The following is a 15,197-nucleotide window of genomic DNA, read 5'->3' as shown; positions in this document are numbered from 1 at the left end:
ATTTATCCTTTAAACATATAACCCACACCCTTTACGGTGTATATAAACTTATGGCTGCTATCTTCTATTTTACTCCGTAAGTAAGAGATATACACATCCACGATATTCGTTTGATTATCAAAGTTGATTCCCCAGACCGCATTGAGAATCTGAATGCGAGAGACGGCCTTTTCCTTATTTTCCAATAAATAGAGCAAGAGCTTATACTCACGCGGCGAGAGGTTAATTTCCCTACCGGAAAGGCTGACCTTCACCTGGTCGAAATCCACCTGTAAGTCGCCAAATTGTTGCAGCTGTTTTACCGACTGTCCGAATTTGAACTGATTGCGTCGCGCCAAGGCGTTGATTCGCGAGAGCAGCTCGTCAAAGTGGAAGGGTTTCATCAGGTAATCATCGGCACCGGAGTCTAAGGCGGCCACCTTATCCTGAATGCTGTTTAAGGCGCTCAGCATAATAATAGGGCATAGCACCTGCTTGTAGCGGAGGGTTTGCACCAATTGGATGCCATCCATTTTGGGCAGCATAATATCGCTGATAATCAAATCCCAGGGGATACTCAGGTAATGCTCCAGCACCTCTTCTGCCGATTTACACAAGGTCAATAGGTGTCCGTTTTCCTCTAATCCTTTGATTAAGAAATCACTAATACGCTTATCGTCTTCTACTACAAGTATCTGCATGCTCCGGTTAATATGCCACAAAATTATCCAAATGAATGGAATAAGCAGGCAATTCGGAGAATTTAAGGAAAACTTAACAAGAAAGGAAGCGATTTCCAACCCTATCGGCTATCTTCCGAAGGTAAAATAAGGGCTTAATGGATTCTTCTTGCCCTTTAACCAATCGGATACCATGTCCATCCCTGTCACAGAGAAGGTGATGCCATTTCCACCAAAACCCAATACAAAATAAGAGTTTTTAAAGTCCGGATGTTCACCGATATAAGGCAGTCCGTCTTTGGTTTCTCCGAAGGTGCCGGCCCAGCTAAAGTCCAATCGGAAGGTATAATCCGGAAATAGCTTTTCAAAACTGCGTTGCAACTTTTCTTCCTTTCGTTTTAGGAGTTCATCCCTTTTTATCGGGTTATGAAACTCCTCGTCCTCTCCGCCGATCAAGAATCGGAAATCATCGGAGGTACGCATATATAGGTAAGGTTCGGAGGTATTCCAGATTAAGATATCGTTGAATTTTTTCCAAAGGGTTTCGTCGACCTCTGAAATGATGGCATAGGTGCTGAGCAGGTTGACAAACTTCTCCTTAATCAGCAGGCTGCTTTCGTAGCCCACACAATAAATTATCTTTTTCGCTTTAATGCTAGCTTTATCGGTTGTGAGGGCAATATTAAAACCACGTTTATACTCAACCCGATCTAGGGTTGTTTTATCAAAAATGCGCAAGCCTTTTTTGGCGTTGTAGGCAAGAAGCTCATGTGCCAGCTGAAAGGCATCAACACTGCCGCCCTGCTTGGATAGGATGCCCCCATAATTCAAATGGATATCGAATTGCTTACGGATTTCATCTTCATCCAACCAGTGCACATCGAATCCGGCGGCCTTCCGCGATTCATATTCTTTTCCTAACCAGGCACTGTCTTTTTTGCGAGAAGCATAGTAAAGAGAGTCTTTACTACGGAATCCGGCCTTAGACTGTATGGTTTTACAGAGTTTTCCTAGTTTGTCAATCGCTGCTGCACAGGCCTGATAACTGGCGACGGCTCCTTTTTCGCCAATCATTTCGCTGAGCCGATAGAGGGGGATATCGATTTCATATTGCAGCATGGACGTGGTGGCCGAGGTGCTGCCATTGCACACCTCGCGGCGGTCGATAATCACCGTATCTAAACCTTCCTCCGTACATTGATGGGCAATTAAGCTGCCGGTAATGCCGGCGCCAATAATAAGCACATCACAGGATATAGGTTCATGTAACGAAGGATAGCTTGCCAGGATGCCATTTTTTACCAACCAAAAGGGTTCATTCGATTTCAAGTCCATGCCCATAGAAAATAGTTTTGTTGTTTTGTAGCGATTGTTCTGCTCCAACAACATTAAATAGGCCCTTTTGTTTGGCTGAAGGCCCTTTTATCGCATAAAAAAATCCCTGCTCAAAGAGCAAGGATTTCTATTATATACAAGCACGCTTAATCCTTAAGCAATTACAAATTGTAGATCCGCTTGGAATTTAACATCATCACTCACCATCACCCCACCAGTTTCTAAGGCTGCATTCCAGGTTAATCCAAACTCGGTACGGTTGATTTTTCCTGTTACGGTGTATCCTGCTTTTTGGTTACCCCAAGGGTCTTTGCTCAATCCGCCGAATTCCACTTGAAAAGTTGCCGGTTTCGTCACATCTTTAATGGTTAAATCACCTGTGATTTTGTACTCATCATCACCGTCTTTTGCAATGCTGGTTGATACAAATTTGATTTCTGGGTAAGCTGCAGCATCGAAGAAATCGCCACTTTTTAAGTGTTGGTCTCTTTGTTCGCTTTTGGTATTGATGGAAGCAGCTTGAATGTTCACTTGAACCTGTGCGGTTTCAAATTGCTCGCCTGCATTTTCTACAGTTACGTTAAATTCGTTAAATGTTCCTTTAACGGTAGAGATCATCATGTGTTTTACTTTAAACTCGATGTCACTGTGTGCGCTGTCTAATGTCCAATTTGCCATAATTATTTTCTATTTTGTTTTTCCTTTGTTTTTGTATTACAAAGGTGCGCATGTTGTGTTAACTGCGCATTGATGTATGTTAAGAAATGAAAAATTTTCAGAAATAGGCCAGTATCAATAATATTGTTTATTTTGGAAGAAGGAAGGATGTACCTGTGACTACCTATTTTATGCCTTAGCACTAATATTGTACGATGAGAATTACTTTAAAGGATATAGCAAAAGCCCTAAACCTATCGGCATCGTCGGTTTCGAAGGCCTTAAACGATAGCCATGAGATTTCCCAGGAAACAAAGAAACTGGTAAAGGACTATGCCGAGAAGCATCATTTCCGCATTAATAAAATAGCACAAACCTTAAAGACCGGTAAAACCTACAGCATTGGGGTCATCTTATTTAATATCAGCAATAATTTCGTGGCCCAAATGCTAGATGGCATCCAGGTTGTATCCGAGCAGGCGAAGTATGATATCATTATTATGCAGAGCCGCAATAATGAACTCTTGGAGAAAAAAGCCATTGAGGTATTGCGAAACAGGGGAGTAGATGGCTTATTGATTTCTCCGATTAATCACCAATCTAGCGAAACGGAATTGCGTGCCTTGCAGGAGAATGGCATTCCTGTGGTACTTATCGACCGCATATTTCATAACCTGCATACGCATAAGGTTGGCGTCAATAATTTTGAAGGAGCCTACCGGGCGACCAAGCATTTGGTAGATCAAGGGAAGAAAAGGCTTATGCATATTACCGGGAAAGACTTAGGTATTACAGAAGAACGGCTGAATGGGTTTAAAGCAGCCTTAGCTACGGCAAACATTCCCTTTCACCCGGACTTGCTATTGGCCTGCGACTATACGGAAGGCAGCCAGGTAGAAATAGAAATTAAGCGGAAGATTGTGCAATTGCTAGATGCAGGGCAGAAGCCGGATGCTATATTCTGTGCGACAGATGACATTACTTCCCGCACTTTGGGGGTATTGGCCGAATTGAACATTGCCGTACCTACCGAAATAGCGTTAATAGGTTTTTCAAATACGCCTTATGCCCATGCGTTAAACCCAGCCCTGTCGGCTGTGGTGCAACCGGCTTTTGAAATGGGAAAACTCGGCTTTCAAAAGTTGATTGAATTGGTGAACAAAAAGCATCAAGAGGTAGCCTTCGAAACTATTGCCCTGGATACGGAGCTGCATATCCGGAAATCATCCCTCTAATTTAACCATAGCAATAGGTCCTGCCTATTGGTTTTCCGCTTTTTGCAGGCCTTTAAGTTTCCATAACTTGTCGCTTAGTAAAATAATGAATACGACATACAGCAGCCAGCTGCCTATTTCAACATAGTTTTTGAGGGAAGCGGACAGGTCAGATCCGGCCACATAATTGGCTATTAAATAGTTGGACCCAATGCCGAATACCGTGCCTAGGGCAAAGAAGGCCAAGGCATACAGGCGACTGCGGTCTAGTTTCTTCTTCTCAGCTTCCACCTGTTCAATTTTCAACATCACTTGATCCTCGAAATCATCGAATGGCATTTTTACCTCCGCCAATTTCATGATGGCTTTAAGTTGTTCCTCCTTATGTTCCATAGGTCGATTTCTTCATTAATAAGGTTAAGGTAGCATGCAGGCTTTTGCGGGCCCGATGCAGAATCACTTTCAGGTTGCTTTCGCTCCAACCTGTAATCTCTATTATTTCTTTTAAACTGAGTTCCTCTAGGTAAAATAACCGTAGGGCCACACTTTCCTTCGAGGGGATGGCCATGAGGGCCTCGTTGATCAGTGCTTTCTGTTCCTCACGAAGCATATCGTTTAAGGCATGTTCATCATAGGCCTGATCGTGCCGTTCCAAGATGAACTCCTGATCTTTTAGCTGATGTTTCTGCCGGTATTTGCTGGCTGTGCGCAGCACAATTTTATAGAGCCAGGTGCTGAACTTGGCGCGCTGTTGGAAGCTAGACAGGCCCAGGTAGGCTTGTACGAAGGATTCCTGCACCACTTCCTCGGCCATCAGTTCATTTTTAACCATAGATAAGGCAACGGAAAAGGCCATGTCTTTATAGGTACGTATAAAGTACCTGAAAGCATGGCGATCTCCGGATAAAACATTCGCTATATGCGTGTTATCCATCAATTTCCTGATCCTGGGTCTTAATTCTATCGGCAGCGTAAAGGGCAGCACCAACACAGAAGGTCACAATGCCAACAATAAAGAAGCCTTGGTTGTCATTCTCGGCAATGATGCCTGTTTCTTTAAAAATACCCGTTAGAATAAGTCCTAAAGCAAAGCCCAATACCACAATGCCGATTTTCATCCAGGAAATCTTAGTTCCTTTGGTTTTCGGAATAGGGCCGCCAAGGGTTTTAATGGCATCATATTTATACTTGTTAATAAAGTAGATGCTTAATGTTACGCATATAAAAAATGCGATGGGAATAAATACTGCTAATATACGATCCATATGTTCTTGTGTTTATTCCATTAGAGGAAGCCTTGCAGCAAAAGGTTACAGTTTTTTGTAATTATTTTTTTTGGTCAGCCGTACGCAGGATTTTTTCCATTTTCTTTCCCTTGGCCAATTCATCAACAAGCTTATCCATATAACGGGCTTGTTGCACTAAGGGGTCTTCAATTTCTTCTACCCGGTATCCACAGATAACTCCCGTAATCAGTTGCGCATTCGGATTCAATGTTGCGCGCTCAAAAAAGGTTTCGAAGGTTACTTTATCGTCTATCAACTTTTGGAGTTCCGCTTTATCAAAACCGGTAAGCCAGTGAATAACTTCATCCAGTTCGGCTTGCGTACGTCCTTTTGCCGTCACCTTATTGACATACATGGGGTAAACGGAGCCAAAAATCAATTTGGCAATGCGGTGATTCTGGTTATTGCTGCTTTTCATAGGGATGCTCATTTATTAGCAGTAAAAATAAGGGATTTTTAGCAATCCCTCTTTTTTACCCAACAAAAACAGGTAAGTTAAGTGGTTTTCTGAAAAAAATGGGTAACCTGTAGGTTATTTAGTCTTGGGCTGGCAATGCCTTTATTTCCATGGTATTTAGTTGCTGAGTAAGGGAGATTTTGGTCCGATTACCCTTTAGCAACCATCGCATTCGCTAACACTGGAGGTTTCACTAAGGGATATTTTATTAACTTTCAGGTAACAAATGGACTATCAAAAGACTTTTATCGATATGATTGCCAACTCGCTTCCCGCAGAAGAGAAGCTGGTTGATTTTATTTCCAAGCTTATCAATTTAGGCAAGGAGGCTAGTTACCGTCGTATTCGTGGGGAGGTAGAATTCACCCTGACCGAGCTAGTAATTATTGCAAAAAAACTGAACATCAACCTCACCTCCTTAATTCTTCGGGAGGGGGGAGAAAAGACCATCTTTAATCTGCGCTTGCAGCAAGAAAGCGACCCTTACAGCAGCTATACAAAAACGATAGATGCAGCGCTGAATGTATTCGAAGGGTTGGATAAAAGAATAGGTACCACCCATTATTTTGCTTGCCGTTCTATACCCGATGTATTTATAGCCCAATATCCAAACCTCTGTAAGCTTCAGTTACTGAAGATTCAATTTAATGCCGATGGCATTCCACCATCGCGGCTGGCCGACATCATCATGCCCCAAAAACTATTGAAGAAACAGGCCCAATACTGGGAAGAGTTGAAGGACATTGACCTGGTTTATATATTGGCGCCAAACCTATTTGCATCTACCATTAGTGATATTTTATTTTTCTATGAGCTAAGTCTGATTAGCGAAGAGGAGCGGAAAGCCTTAAAAGACGAATTATTTTCACTGATTCATGATTTGGACGAGACGGCCAGATCAGGATTGTTTCGCAACAAAGAGCTGCAGTTGTATGTGTCGCATGTTATATTAGACCTATCCCATTCCCTAATCGAGTCCAAGATAATGGATGCCTCGGTTATCAATCTTCATTTCCCAAATTCCCTTTTGTCTTTTGATCGGGAGGTATGTTTGGCGCATAAAAAACGAATGCAACTGATCAAAAAATGCTCTTCCCTCATCTCCCAATCCGGGGAACCCGCAAAGAAGAAGTTTTTGGCTACCCAACGCGCTTTTGTTGAACAACTGTAGTTTTTCAGGGGTACATTTTTCCTCAGTGCAGCATTCGACGGGCCCTAGGATGCACGCTTGAACCTTCCTTTGGGGGAAAGGCTTATACCCACTGAAATCCGCATAAAGACCAGGTTTATTTCCGAAAAGAAGAAAAATAAGGATCAGTAGCTGGAAGCCTTTCGGATAAAGAAAAAAAGGACAGCGCTTGTTGTGATTTGAGAAACGAAAAACGCCTTTTTTTTAAAGATATATGCTGACCTTCCATTTATAATCAATTAGTGTACTATTAACCCTTAGGTAATAATTAACGAGTAAGTGTAGCTGTTGAAAGGGCTGTTTCCATTTTTAGGAGGCAGGGGGATTGCTGAACCCGGCTTATTACCCAAAAGAAAAATAATTAAACAATTATTATATATGAAAGTTTCAAAATGGTTTAAACTCGCACTGCTTTACTTAGGTGCTATCATTCTTTCGGTTAGTCAAATGAAAATTTCACCGACTGATTTGAGGGAATCTTTTATTGCTGAACTTCAACTGTCGCCCATAGAGGTATCAATTTACGTATCCATTTTTGCTTTTGCACCTGTATTTCTGGCTATTCCGGGCGGGAATCTGGTGAAACGTTTCGGCGCCAAATGGATTAGTATCGTCATTATGGCGGCGCTCTTTTTAGGAAATATCATCGGCTATTTTACCAATACCTACTGGCTGATGCTGCTTGCCCGCATTATTGAAGGCGTTTCGTTTTCCTTTATTATGGTGACCGGTATGGTGCTTATTACCAACTGGTTTAAAGATTCCGGCTATGGTTTAGCGGTGGGGATATTTGGCACCTTTTCAGCCTTCGGCTATGCAGCCGTAATTTACCTCTTGCCGATGCTTTTTGAACAGTTTGGATTGAAAAGTATTTGGTTGACCCTGGGCATCGCTGCGGCCATTATCGGTTTGTTTTTCCTGTTCTTTTTTGAAAATACAGCAAAAAAGGAAGAGGGAGACAGCAAGCCTGTTGTAGGTTCCTTCCGGGAGGCCCTGAGCAATCCGGGTATTATGATGCTGGCCATCGCGATGTTGACCGTAAGCTTTATTCTATTTACGTTCTTAGATGGCTATCCCACCATGTTTAAAAGCGTGTATAATTTAGGCGATGATGCCAGCAAACTAAACGCCATGCTATTCGGGCTGGTGGGTATACCGGTTGGTTTATTGATTGGCTATTTAATTGAACGTACCGGCAAGCCTTTAACCATCGGTTTTTTCTCTTTTATCATAATGGCCTTGGCCTGCTTCCTGACCGATAAGACCCCTGTTTCAATCCTGGTATTGCAAGTCATCGTCTTATCGACCTGTATTGGATTTACCTCGACCTGCATTGCAGCTTCCATTCCTAAAGTAGCCGTAAAATCGCAATTGATTGAAGATAGTTTCGCTATTGTATACCTGTTCTATTATATCGGTGCGCTCATTGGCATTCCATTGGTGTCGGGGCTGGTATCCAGCTATGGCTGGCAGGTTGGCGTTTTGCCTTTAACCGGCATCGCCTTATTAGGGGCTATGATAGCCTATCCATTTATGCGCAAAGAGTTTCGTGTAAAAGCACAGGCTTGATGCAATAACCATTAACATTTATAAAACTTTACTATGGCAAATACAAATTTTAGTCCTGGGCTAAACCAGGCGTTAGCACTGGATCAACAGGATCCACTACGGAAGTTTCGCGATCGATTCTACCAATTGGAAGGTGGAAAAATTTATATGGACGGGAACTCCTTAGGGCTGGCCTCCAAAGATGCAGAAGACGCTTTATTGCGTGTGTTGGAGGTGTGGAAGAAGGAAGGCATTTTGATGTGGAACATTGATGATGGCTATTTTTTTCAATACGCTAGAATTTTGGGCAACCGTTTAGCGAAATTGATCAATGCCGGCGAAAATGAAGTTATTGTTGCCGGTAATACCACCGTGAATATTCACCAATTAATAGCCACTTTCTGGCAGCCTACGAAAGAACGGTATAAAATATTAGTAGATGATTTGAACTTCCCGACCGACCGCTATGCCATTGATAGCCAGATTAGGCTGAAGGGCATGCAAGTGGAGGACGTGTTGAAGATTGTGAAAAGTAAAGACGGTATTTTTATTGATGAGGACGAGGTGATTGATGCGATGACGGATGATGTGGCGGTGGTGCTGCTGCCATCGGTGCTGTATCGGAGCGCTCAATTGCTCGATATGGAACGCTTAACCGCAGAAGCCCATAAAAGAGGGATTTTAATTGGCTTTGACCTCTGCCATTCCATCGGATGTGTTGTCCACGATTTTCAAAAAATAGACGCTGATTTTGCCACCTGGTGCAACTATAAATACATTTCGGCAGGGCCGGGAGCCTCCGCGGGTTTGTATGTGAACAAGCGGCATTTTGGCAAACCTGTGGGGCTGGCCGGCTGGTTCGGAAACCGCGATGAAACCCAGTTTCAATTGAAGCATACCTTCGATCAGGCACCCGATGCCATTGCCTGGCAAACCGGAACGCCGAACCATTTTTCCATGGCGCCAATTGAAGGGGTGCTGAACATTTTTGAAGAGGCCGGATTGCAGCATATTCATGAAAAGTCCTTAAACCTGACGGCTTACCTGATGTATTTAATCGATCAAAACTTAAAGCCATTCGGTTTTAGCTATAATAACCCGACAGATGATACCAAGCGAGGTGGCCATGTGTCTTTGGTGCATGAGGAAGCCTACCGCATTTGCTTAGCCCTGAAACAGCATCAGGTTGTCCCTGATTTTAGGGAACCTAATGTGATTCGCCTGGCGCCCATAGCCCTCTATAATTCGTATGAAGATGCCTTTAAGATTGTAGAGGTGTTAAAACAAATTGGGGAGCAGAAAGAATGGGAGCAATACAGCGCGGTACGGGCCATGGTGACCTAGGGCTAACCTTAAATCCTCTTATTGGGAAAGGTTGCTGCATGGCTGCTGTAGCCTTTCCTTCCTACGCTTGAATGCGTATGGTTTTAGCAGATTCCTCTTTTATTTATATTATTTTATTTTCCATGAAAACTGGCTGGACAATCCTCTGTTTTATGCTGGTATTAGTACCATCCTTGCGAGCGCAAGAAAAAAGTAAAACTAACCCTGAATATGGTTTAACCGTTACACTTCCTTCTGATACGACGAAGAAGGACCCCGAAAAGGGCGATCCTCCGAAAAAGACCCTTCAATTTTCCGCTTATTTTAACGGGCAGTTTCAATATGCCCAAAAAGATGTGAGAAGGGTAAGTGTGGGTGCGCCGAATGAAAATTATGGCGAAAAGGAATTTAGCAGGATAGGCGTTAGACGGGCTTTCTTTACCACGGTTTTTCAAACCGGAATTGCCAAGGCCTACCTGACCATTGAAGCACGTGATAACCAGCGGATTTGGTTTAGCGATGCTTTTATTGAGTTGACAGACCCTTGGACGAAGCGCTTTAGCCTATCGGTGGGAGGCCTTAACCCCAACTTTGGCTACGAATTAAGTGTTTCCCCTTCTATGTATGAATTGGCCGAGGGAACAGGTTTTATCTATACCTTAATTCCGGATATTTATGATATTGGTGCCCAACTAAGTTATAACGGCCCGGAAAGCTTGGGCAATTTAAGGGTTAACCTGAGTATGGTTGGCGGTAATGGTCTGCAGGCTGATAACGATAGTCGCCGTGATTTTGTAGGCGCGGTTAGGGCTTCTACCAATAAGAAATTGCCCTTAAGGCTATCTGGGGGCGTAAGTTATTACCGCGGCTCTATGTATCAAGGGACGGATAGGGTACTTAAAATGCAGGGCAATAAATTCGTTGCCGATGTGAATGAGAGTCATGTCGGTGATTATGCCAAGCGCGAATATTTTAATGCCCACGCGCAATTGGCCTTCAATTCGCCCATTGGCTTAACGCAATTGCGCAGCGAGTACTTCTTCGGTACGCAGCCTTCTGCGCCTGATGCTTTTGGAATACCCATCATCAATTACTTACCGAACTATGATACCTATATCCGCGAATTTAGAAGCGGATACCTCTATTTCTTACAGCAAATTGGCCCCAAACTTCCTGTAACGCTGTGGGCTGGCTACAGCCGGCACGACCCGAATAAGGAGGTATCTAAACATGAAGTTGGACAAAACTTAACCACCGAGGCGGATTTAGCATACGAGAATGCCACATTCGGACTGATATGGCATCCGTATCCCGGCGTCAGGGTGCAATCCTTCTACGAAATGCCATTCAATGAAAAATCGAATAGCTTAACACAACTCGGCTATCATCAAGATAAAAAGGATAATGTGTTTACCCTAAGACTGCAATATAAATTTTAAAAGTAATAGCTAACAGCTAGATGGGTTGGTGTAAAAAGTGGCAGCTTCACTTTCTATATCAGCCCATTTTTAAGTTTATGTGGCTTTTTTAATTACTCTTTCACTTACCAATCATAGCCCTTTACAAAGGGGATTGATACGGGTGAGAAAGGGGTGAGAAAGGGGTGAGAATAGTATTTAGTATGGAGTAGTTAGTATTTAGATGTGGCCCGTGCTGTCATCGTGAGGGGGTAAAATGTTTGCAAAATTTATTGGAAGGTGATGACATGAAGTGGCATTGCTTGTTAAGCTTTGCTCGCAAACTATGGTACGCCTTGTTAATAAACTGCGGCCCGCCTTGTACTGCGTTGCGGCAAGTATTGTCATCGTGAGCGGAGTCGAACGACTGGTACGTCATTGCAATCAACGAAGTGTAATTCACTTATTTACAGTGTTTAATATAAAAATTTCATTACTAGCTATCTTCCTGATCGGAGAATGGGATATGTCTTCAAACCGCGTTTACCTTCCTTCCCTCCCCATTTTTCCTTGTCAAATTATATATAACGGCTAAAGTATAGCTTTAATTAACCCTTTTCCTTATGCATATTTGTCGTTCAATCATCAACTATGAAAACCATGACGCATCGTTTCCCTTTTTTACTTTTTTGTTTACTTGCTGTTTTTGTATGTACTGTTTCCTGTAAAAAGGATAAACCTGATCCGGAGGATGAAGTGCCTTTTGAGGAAGAATATGCCGGCTTAAAGGTGCATTTTATAGGTGCTGTGTTGAAAGATAAGGATCCGGTTGGGGCCCGACCAGCCCATTGGTATAATGGTAAGCTTAGCTATTTGGCAGGTGCTGAAAAAGGAGGCGTTGCCTCGGATATTATGATGCAGGGGCAGGATGTATACATCGGCGGTTTTGAAGGAGCCGTTGGAGAAATGGATACTTACCGTAAACCGGTGCTGTGGACCAATGGCAAGCAAAGCTACGTAGGAAATCAAGACAACGCGGTGGTCAGCCAGCTTTATGTGACTTCCGGGAAAGATGTGTATGCATATGGCACAAGATATTATAACCAAACGACGGGCATATGGAAGAATGGTCAAGATTATCCACTAGAGCTTAAACCTGGCCGCTTTGCCAGCATCTCGCAGTTGACCGGACATAACAATGATTTCTATGTGGTCGGTAACTTAGCAAGCTCAACGATTTGGAAGAATGGTAAGATTCTGATGGAAAGGGATTACGGACGGTTTTTTCTGAACGTTTATCCCGTTCAACAAGACCTGTATACCTTTGAAGCAAGCCATACAAATCGGGATCCGAAATTGCCTTATATCTGGATTTATAAAAATAATAAAGTCCATCAATCGATTATTCAAGATAAAATCCCTTGGTGGAAGGTTCGAAATGTAAGAACGTTTATGGAAGGCACAACAACTTATGTGGCTGTGTGTTTTAATGGGGAGGAAAATGGTCTGGCTAGCATTTTGGTTTGGAAAGATGGTAAACTAATCCAGGAGTTTCAGGATAAATTACTGGATCTGCAGGCCATTTTTGCTAAAAATGGAAAGCTGTTTGTAATCGCCGATTATAGAGATGACCAAGTGCAATATTCGAAATGCTGGATGGATGGGAAGGAATTGCCTTTTCAGCAGGATGGCGCCGAGAGATTTTATATTACGCAGCTGTGGGTAGAGTAGGAAAGGGGCAATTCAGCCTTTTCGCCTTACAGTTCTTTGGCCTTTGAACTCGCCCTGCTTTTTCCTTTCCGGTATTTGTTTTCGTAATCTAGCTCTTCAGGGCTTGATTGCTGCTGCTCATTTCGCTTCTTCTGATACGCAATGGTTTTGTTAATTTCCCAATACCACAATAGCACGACCCTAAATATTAAAAATATTATTATCGCAATCGCTAACGCTAAAATCAAGCTTAGGTAAGATTCATCGCTATCAGTTATTTGTAATAATAGGGTTTGCATTGTTTGTTGATTTGATGCGGTAAAGGTAGGGAGTTATTGGGATGGGAAATTACGGAAAGCCGTAAAATGGGGGGGTAAGACTTTTTATGTTCGCAGAATAGGGCGGGTAATATCCGCGTGTTTTGCGGTGAATAATAACTGTAGCGTCCGGGGGTATTGGAATTTGAAAATTTTTGTTGTGAATTATTACTAATAAGCTTTATCTTTGTTATACTAATAAGATTATTATAAAGTAAAGATAATAAGTCGGCTAGGCTTAGACCGTTAGTTTAGGTCGAGTCGCAAGAAAGTCCTCGGTTTTTGAACCGAGGCTTTTTATTTTCTAACAATACCTAATGCATCCCCTTTACTGGCTTCTTTTAATAGAATGGGTTCAATTTTTTGAAATTGATGTTCTATTCCAAATTTCTTTAAGCTGCCTTTAGGATATTCTCTTCTATAAAGTGAATGTACAATTACATCTACGCTTTGGACAAAGTAGGAATGTTGAGAACTTCTTGAAAATACATCCTCAATGATGTTGTCAATTGGGGAATTGTAAATTCCTTGATAGTGAGAGGGAATTGGATTATATACTCGCATTTTTCTATTTAATGCCATTAGTTTTTTACTATCTGTATCATCGGCTATTACAATTCCTTTGTCTATAACAATTTTCTTTAAATATGTATCATATCGTTGAAGAAGACGACTCCAAGCTAGTTCAAAAACATCTGCACCCGGATGATCGCTTTTTTTTATACATATATTAATAACTTTCGCGGTGTCAAATATGATTGGGATTTGCGTGCAATAATCCTTTAAAATATTAATTCTATTGGTTTTTCTAATTGTGGAATATTCAGCAATTTTACCGGGTCGAATTAATTCTGCGGCATGGATTTCTGTCCTTTGATTTAGATTGTATTTCTCTTTGATTGATTTTCTGAAAGTTTTTAGTTTAGTCAAATGCTTATCCCAATCTTCTTGAGAAATAATCAATCCAGACAAAATAAAATGATCAGTTGAATGGCCGGTATTACCGGGATCACCGCTTTCATCAACATACATTAAATACATATAGATATAGTGGGTATTGCTGATACCAATATAGTAAAAAGGATTTTAAGGGATCATGTACAAAAGTTGTGGAGAGGACAAAAAATAATCGGATATTCGTGTTTGAAATTTTACCAGATGCACGATTCATTTAAAGCCCTCATGCCTCTTATTATTCCACAGGGAGTTTCTGATTATTTTGAGATGACCCATTATACGCAAGAAGCGGGTCGGTTGGATATTTTCTTGGAAGAGATGAATGTCATTCCTGAAGAATTTCAAAAGAATAAACTGACATCGAAAGGCTTCTTTGAACCTGTTACCCTACAGGATTTCCCTATTCGTGGACAACAAGTTTACTTACATGTCAAGCGTCGCAGATGGCTCAATCAAGACAGCAATAAAGTAGTTAGTAGGAATTGGGAGTTAGTAGCCAAAGGGACGCGTATCACACAGGATTTCGCGGCTTTTTTAAAAGGTATCAGCGGACAATCAGGCTCATAGCATCCAAACGATCAGTTCCTTTTATGGTATATCAGCCAGTAAACTAAGGCGTTACTACCGAAATAAGCTGAGTGGCTTTCAGGATTGGAAGCACCGGGAGAACGCTCGTGAAGGCCTTGTTTTTCCAGAGAACATTGGCAGCCATATTTCCTTTGATGAGACTTGTCTGTCGCAGGGAGAGCTCTATACCGTGGTCACCAACAAGGGTGCTCGCGGTAAAAGGGGGACCATTATCGCCATACTGAACGGCACCAAATCGGAGAATATCATTCCCATCCTTCAAAGCATCCCAGAAAGATTACGTAAAAAGGGATCGGAGATAACGCTGGATCTTGCAGGAAACATGGGGCTTATCGCCAAGAAATGCTTTCCACTGGCAGTTCAGGTAACAGATCGATTCCATGTTCAGCAATTGGCTACAGAGGCGCTTCAGGAAATCAGAATAAAGCATCGGTGGAAGGCTATAGATGATGAAAACCAGGCCATTGAGAAGGGCCGTAAGCTCCAGAAGCCCTATTCCGCAAAGATATTATCCAATGGAGATACCATTAAGCAGCTGCTGGCAAGATCTAGGTACCTGC

17 protein-coding genes are annotated in these 15,197 nt (G+C 42.3%); 8 read left to right on the top strand and 9 right to left on the bottom strand.

The window, feature by feature from the left end; genetic code table 11:
• Positions 1-2: 2 nt before the first annotated feature.
• From GQF63_RS00085 to GQF63_RS00075, 3 genes are all read right to left on the bottom strand, one after another.
• The gene (locus GQF63_RS00085; protein ID WP_160367067.1) at positions 3-680 is read right to left on the bottom strand and encodes a response regulator transcription factor; all 678 of its coding nucleotides are present in this window, start codon (positions 678-680) and stop codon (positions 3-5) included.
• Positions 681-788: 108 nt separating this feature from the next.
• Entirely contained in the window at positions 789-1,994 is a 1,206-nt protein-coding gene (locus tag GQF63_RS00080) for an NAD(P)/FAD-dependent oxidoreductase (protein WP_160367066.1), read from the bottom strand.
• 153 nt (positions 1,995-2,147) lie between these two features.
• Entirely contained in the window at positions 2,148-2,672 is a 525-nt protein-coding gene (locus GQF63_RS00075; protein ID WP_160367065.1) for a YceI family protein, read from the bottom strand.
• Positions 2,673-2,866: 194 nt separating this feature from the next.
• On the opposite strand from GQF63_RS00075, the gene GQF63_RS00070 reads away from it, so the two are divergent.
• On the top strand, positions 2,867-3,886 hold the full coding sequence (locus GQF63_RS00070) for a LacI family DNA-binding transcriptional regulator (protein ID WP_160367064.1): 1,020 nt from the start codon (positions 2,867-2,869) through the stop codon (positions 3,884-3,886).
• A 24-nt stretch (positions 3,887-3,910) separates the two neighbouring features.
• On the opposite strand, the gene GQF63_RS00065 is transcribed toward GQF63_RS00070, so the two are convergent.
• The 4 genes from GQF63_RS00065 to GQF63_RS00050 form a co-directional block, all read right to left on the bottom strand.
• Positions 3,911-4,258, bottom strand: a complete 348-nt coding sequence (locus GQF63_RS00065) for a hypothetical protein (protein WP_160367063.1) — start codon at positions 4,256-4,258, stop codon at positions 3,911-3,913.
• The gene (locus tag GQF63_RS00060) at positions 4,248-4,799 is read right to left on the bottom strand and encodes an RNA polymerase sigma factor (protein WP_160367062.1); all 552 of its coding nucleotides are present in this window, start codon (positions 4,797-4,799) and stop codon (positions 4,248-4,250) included. Before GQF63_RS00060 ends, GQF63_RS00065 begins: the two co-directional genes overlap by 11 nt.
• Positions 4,792-5,130, bottom strand: a complete 339-nt coding sequence (locus GQF63_RS00055) for a hypothetical protein (protein WP_160367061.1) — start codon at positions 5,128-5,130, stop codon at positions 4,792-4,794. The genes GQF63_RS00060 and GQF63_RS00055 overlap by 8 nt, the downstream gene beginning before the upstream one ends.
• Before the next feature lie 61 nt (positions 5,131-5,191).
• On the bottom strand, positions 5,192-5,569 hold the full coding sequence (locus GQF63_RS00050) for a DUF2200 domain-containing protein (RefSeq protein ID WP_160367060.1): 378 nt from the start codon (positions 5,567-5,569) through the stop codon (positions 5,192-5,194).
• Between the two features lie 265 nt (positions 5,570-5,834).
• Between GQF63_RS00050 and GQF63_RS00045 the strand changes: the two genes are divergently transcribed.
• The 5 genes from GQF63_RS00045 to GQF63_RS00025 all read left to right on the top strand — a co-directional run bounded on the left by GQF63_RS00045 (position 5,835) and on the right by GQF63_RS00025 (position 12,796).
• A complete protein-coding gene (locus GQF63_RS00045) occupies positions 5,835-6,779 on the top strand; it encodes a hypothetical protein (protein WP_160367059.1) in 945 nt (314 codons plus the stop codon).
• A gap of 396 nt (positions 6,780-7,175) precedes the next feature.
• Entirely contained in the window at positions 7,176-8,366 is a 1,191-nt protein-coding gene (locus GQF63_RS00040; RefSeq protein WP_160367058.1) for an MFS transporter, read from the top strand.
• Positions 8,367-8,399: 33 nt separating this feature from the next.
• Entirely contained in the window at positions 8,400-9,689 is a 1,290-nt protein-coding gene (kynU, locus tag GQF63_RS00035; RefSeq protein ID WP_160367057.1) for a kynureninase, read from the top strand.
• Between the two features lie 152 nt (positions 9,690-9,841).
• The gene (locus GQF63_RS00030) at positions 9,842-11,107 is read left to right on the top strand and encodes a hypothetical protein (RefSeq protein ID WP_160367056.1); all 1,266 of its coding nucleotides are present in this window, start codon (positions 9,842-9,844) and stop codon (positions 11,105-11,107) included.
• 609 nt (positions 11,108-11,716) lie between these two features.
• Positions 11,717-12,796, top strand: a complete 1,080-nt coding sequence (locus tag GQF63_RS00025) for a hypothetical protein (protein WP_212592408.1) — start codon at positions 11,717-11,719, stop codon at positions 12,794-12,796.
• 26 nt (positions 12,797-12,822) lie between these two features.
• Here the strand turns inward: GQF63_RS00025 and GQF63_RS00020 are convergent, their stop codons facing one another.
• Together GQF63_RS00020 and GQF63_RS00015 are read right to left on the bottom strand one after the other, a co-directional pair.
• Positions 12,823-13,074 carry a hypothetical protein gene (locus GQF63_RS00020; protein WP_160367054.1) on the bottom strand — a complete coding sequence of 84 codons (252 nt, stop codon included), beginning with the start codon at positions 13,072-13,074 and terminating at the stop codon, positions 12,823-12,825.
• A 315-nt stretch (positions 13,075-13,389) separates the two neighbouring features.
• The gene (locus GQF63_RS00015) at positions 13,390-14,124 is read right to left on the bottom strand and encodes a DUF3800 domain-containing protein (protein WP_212592407.1); all 735 of its coding nucleotides are present in this window, start codon (positions 14,122-14,124) and stop codon (positions 13,390-13,392) included.
• A 126-nt stretch (positions 14,125-14,250) separates the two neighbouring features.
• Between GQF63_RS00015 and GQF63_RS00010 the strand changes: the two genes are divergently transcribed.
• Both GQF63_RS00010 and GQF63_RS00005 read left to right on the top strand, forming a co-directional pair.
• The gene (locus GQF63_RS00010) at positions 14,251-14,616 is read left to right on the top strand and encodes an ISAon1 family transposase N-terminal region protein (protein WP_212592406.1); all 366 of its coding nucleotides are present in this window, start codon (positions 14,251-14,253) and stop codon (positions 14,614-14,616) included.
• 1 nt (position 14,617) lies between these two features.
• Positions 14,618-15,197, top strand: a 580-nt coding sequence (locus tag GQF63_RS00005; RefSeq protein WP_160367479.1) for an ISAon1 family transposase, incomplete at its 3' end; no start/stop codon positions are given.

Source organism: Sphingobacterium humi (assembly GCF_009768885.1).
GTDB lineage: Bacteria > Bacteroidota > Bacteroidia > Sphingobacteriales > Sphingobacteriaceae > Sphingobacterium > Sphingobacterium humi.
This window is presented reverse-complemented; position numbering and strand designations above follow the sequence as displayed.

Coding starts and splice junctions, on each gene's coding strand:
- GQF63_RS00085 (WP_160367067.1), bottom strand. CDS start 680: ATGCAGATACTTGTAGTAGAAGACGATAAGCGTATTAGTGATTTCTTA.
- GQF63_RS00080 (WP_160367066.1), bottom strand. CDS start 1,994: ATGGACTTGAAATCGAATGAACCCTTTTGGTTGGTAAAAAATGGCATC.
- GQF63_RS00075 (WP_160367065.1), bottom strand. CDS start 2,672: ATGGCAAATTGGACATTAGACAGCGCACACAGTGACATCGAGTTTAAA.
- GQF63_RS00070 (WP_160367064.1), top strand. CDS start 2,867: ATGAGAATTACTTTAAAGGATATAGCAAAAGCCCTAAACCTATCGGCA.
- GQF63_RS00065 (WP_160367063.1), bottom strand. CDS start 4,258: ATGGAACATAAGGAGGAACAACTTAAAGCCATCATGAAATTGGCGGAG.
- GQF63_RS00060 (WP_160367062.1), bottom strand. CDS start 4,799: ATGGATAACACGCATATAGCGAATGTTTTATCCGGAGATCGCCATGCT.
- GQF63_RS00055 (WP_160367061.1), bottom strand. CDS start 5,130: ATGGATCGTATATTAGCAGTATTTATTCCCATCGCATTTTTTATATGC.
- GQF63_RS00050 (WP_160367060.1), bottom strand. CDS start 5,569: ATGAAAAGCAGCAATAACCAGAATCACCGCATTGCCAAATTGATTTTT.
- GQF63_RS00045 (WP_160367059.1), top strand. CDS start 5,835: ATGGACTATCAAAAGACTTTTATCGATATGATTGCCAACTCGCTTCCC.
- GQF63_RS00040 (WP_160367058.1), top strand. CDS start 7,176: ATGAAAGTTTCAAAATGGTTTAAACTCGCACTGCTTTACTTAGGTGCT.
- kynU (WP_160367057.1), top strand. CDS start 8,400: ATGGCAAATACAAATTTTAGTCCTGGGCTAAACCAGGCGTTAGCACTG.
- GQF63_RS00030 (WP_160367056.1), top strand. CDS start 9,842: ATGCTGGTATTAGTACCATCCTTGCGAGCGCAAGAAAAAAGTAAAACT.
- GQF63_RS00025 (WP_212592408.1), top strand. CDS start 11,717: ATGAAAACCATGACGCATCGTTTCCCTTTTTTACTTTTTTGTTTACTT.
- GQF63_RS00020 (WP_160367054.1), bottom strand. CDS start 13,074: ATGCAAACCCTATTATTACAAATAACTGATAGCGATGAATCTTACCTA.
- GQF63_RS00015 (WP_212592407.1), bottom strand. CDS start 14,124: ATGTATGTTGATGAAAGCGGTGATCCCGGTAATACCGGCCATTCAACT.
- GQF63_RS00010 (WP_212592406.1), top strand. CDS start 14,251: ATGCACGATTCATTTAAAGCCCTCATGCCTCTTATTATTCCACAGGGA.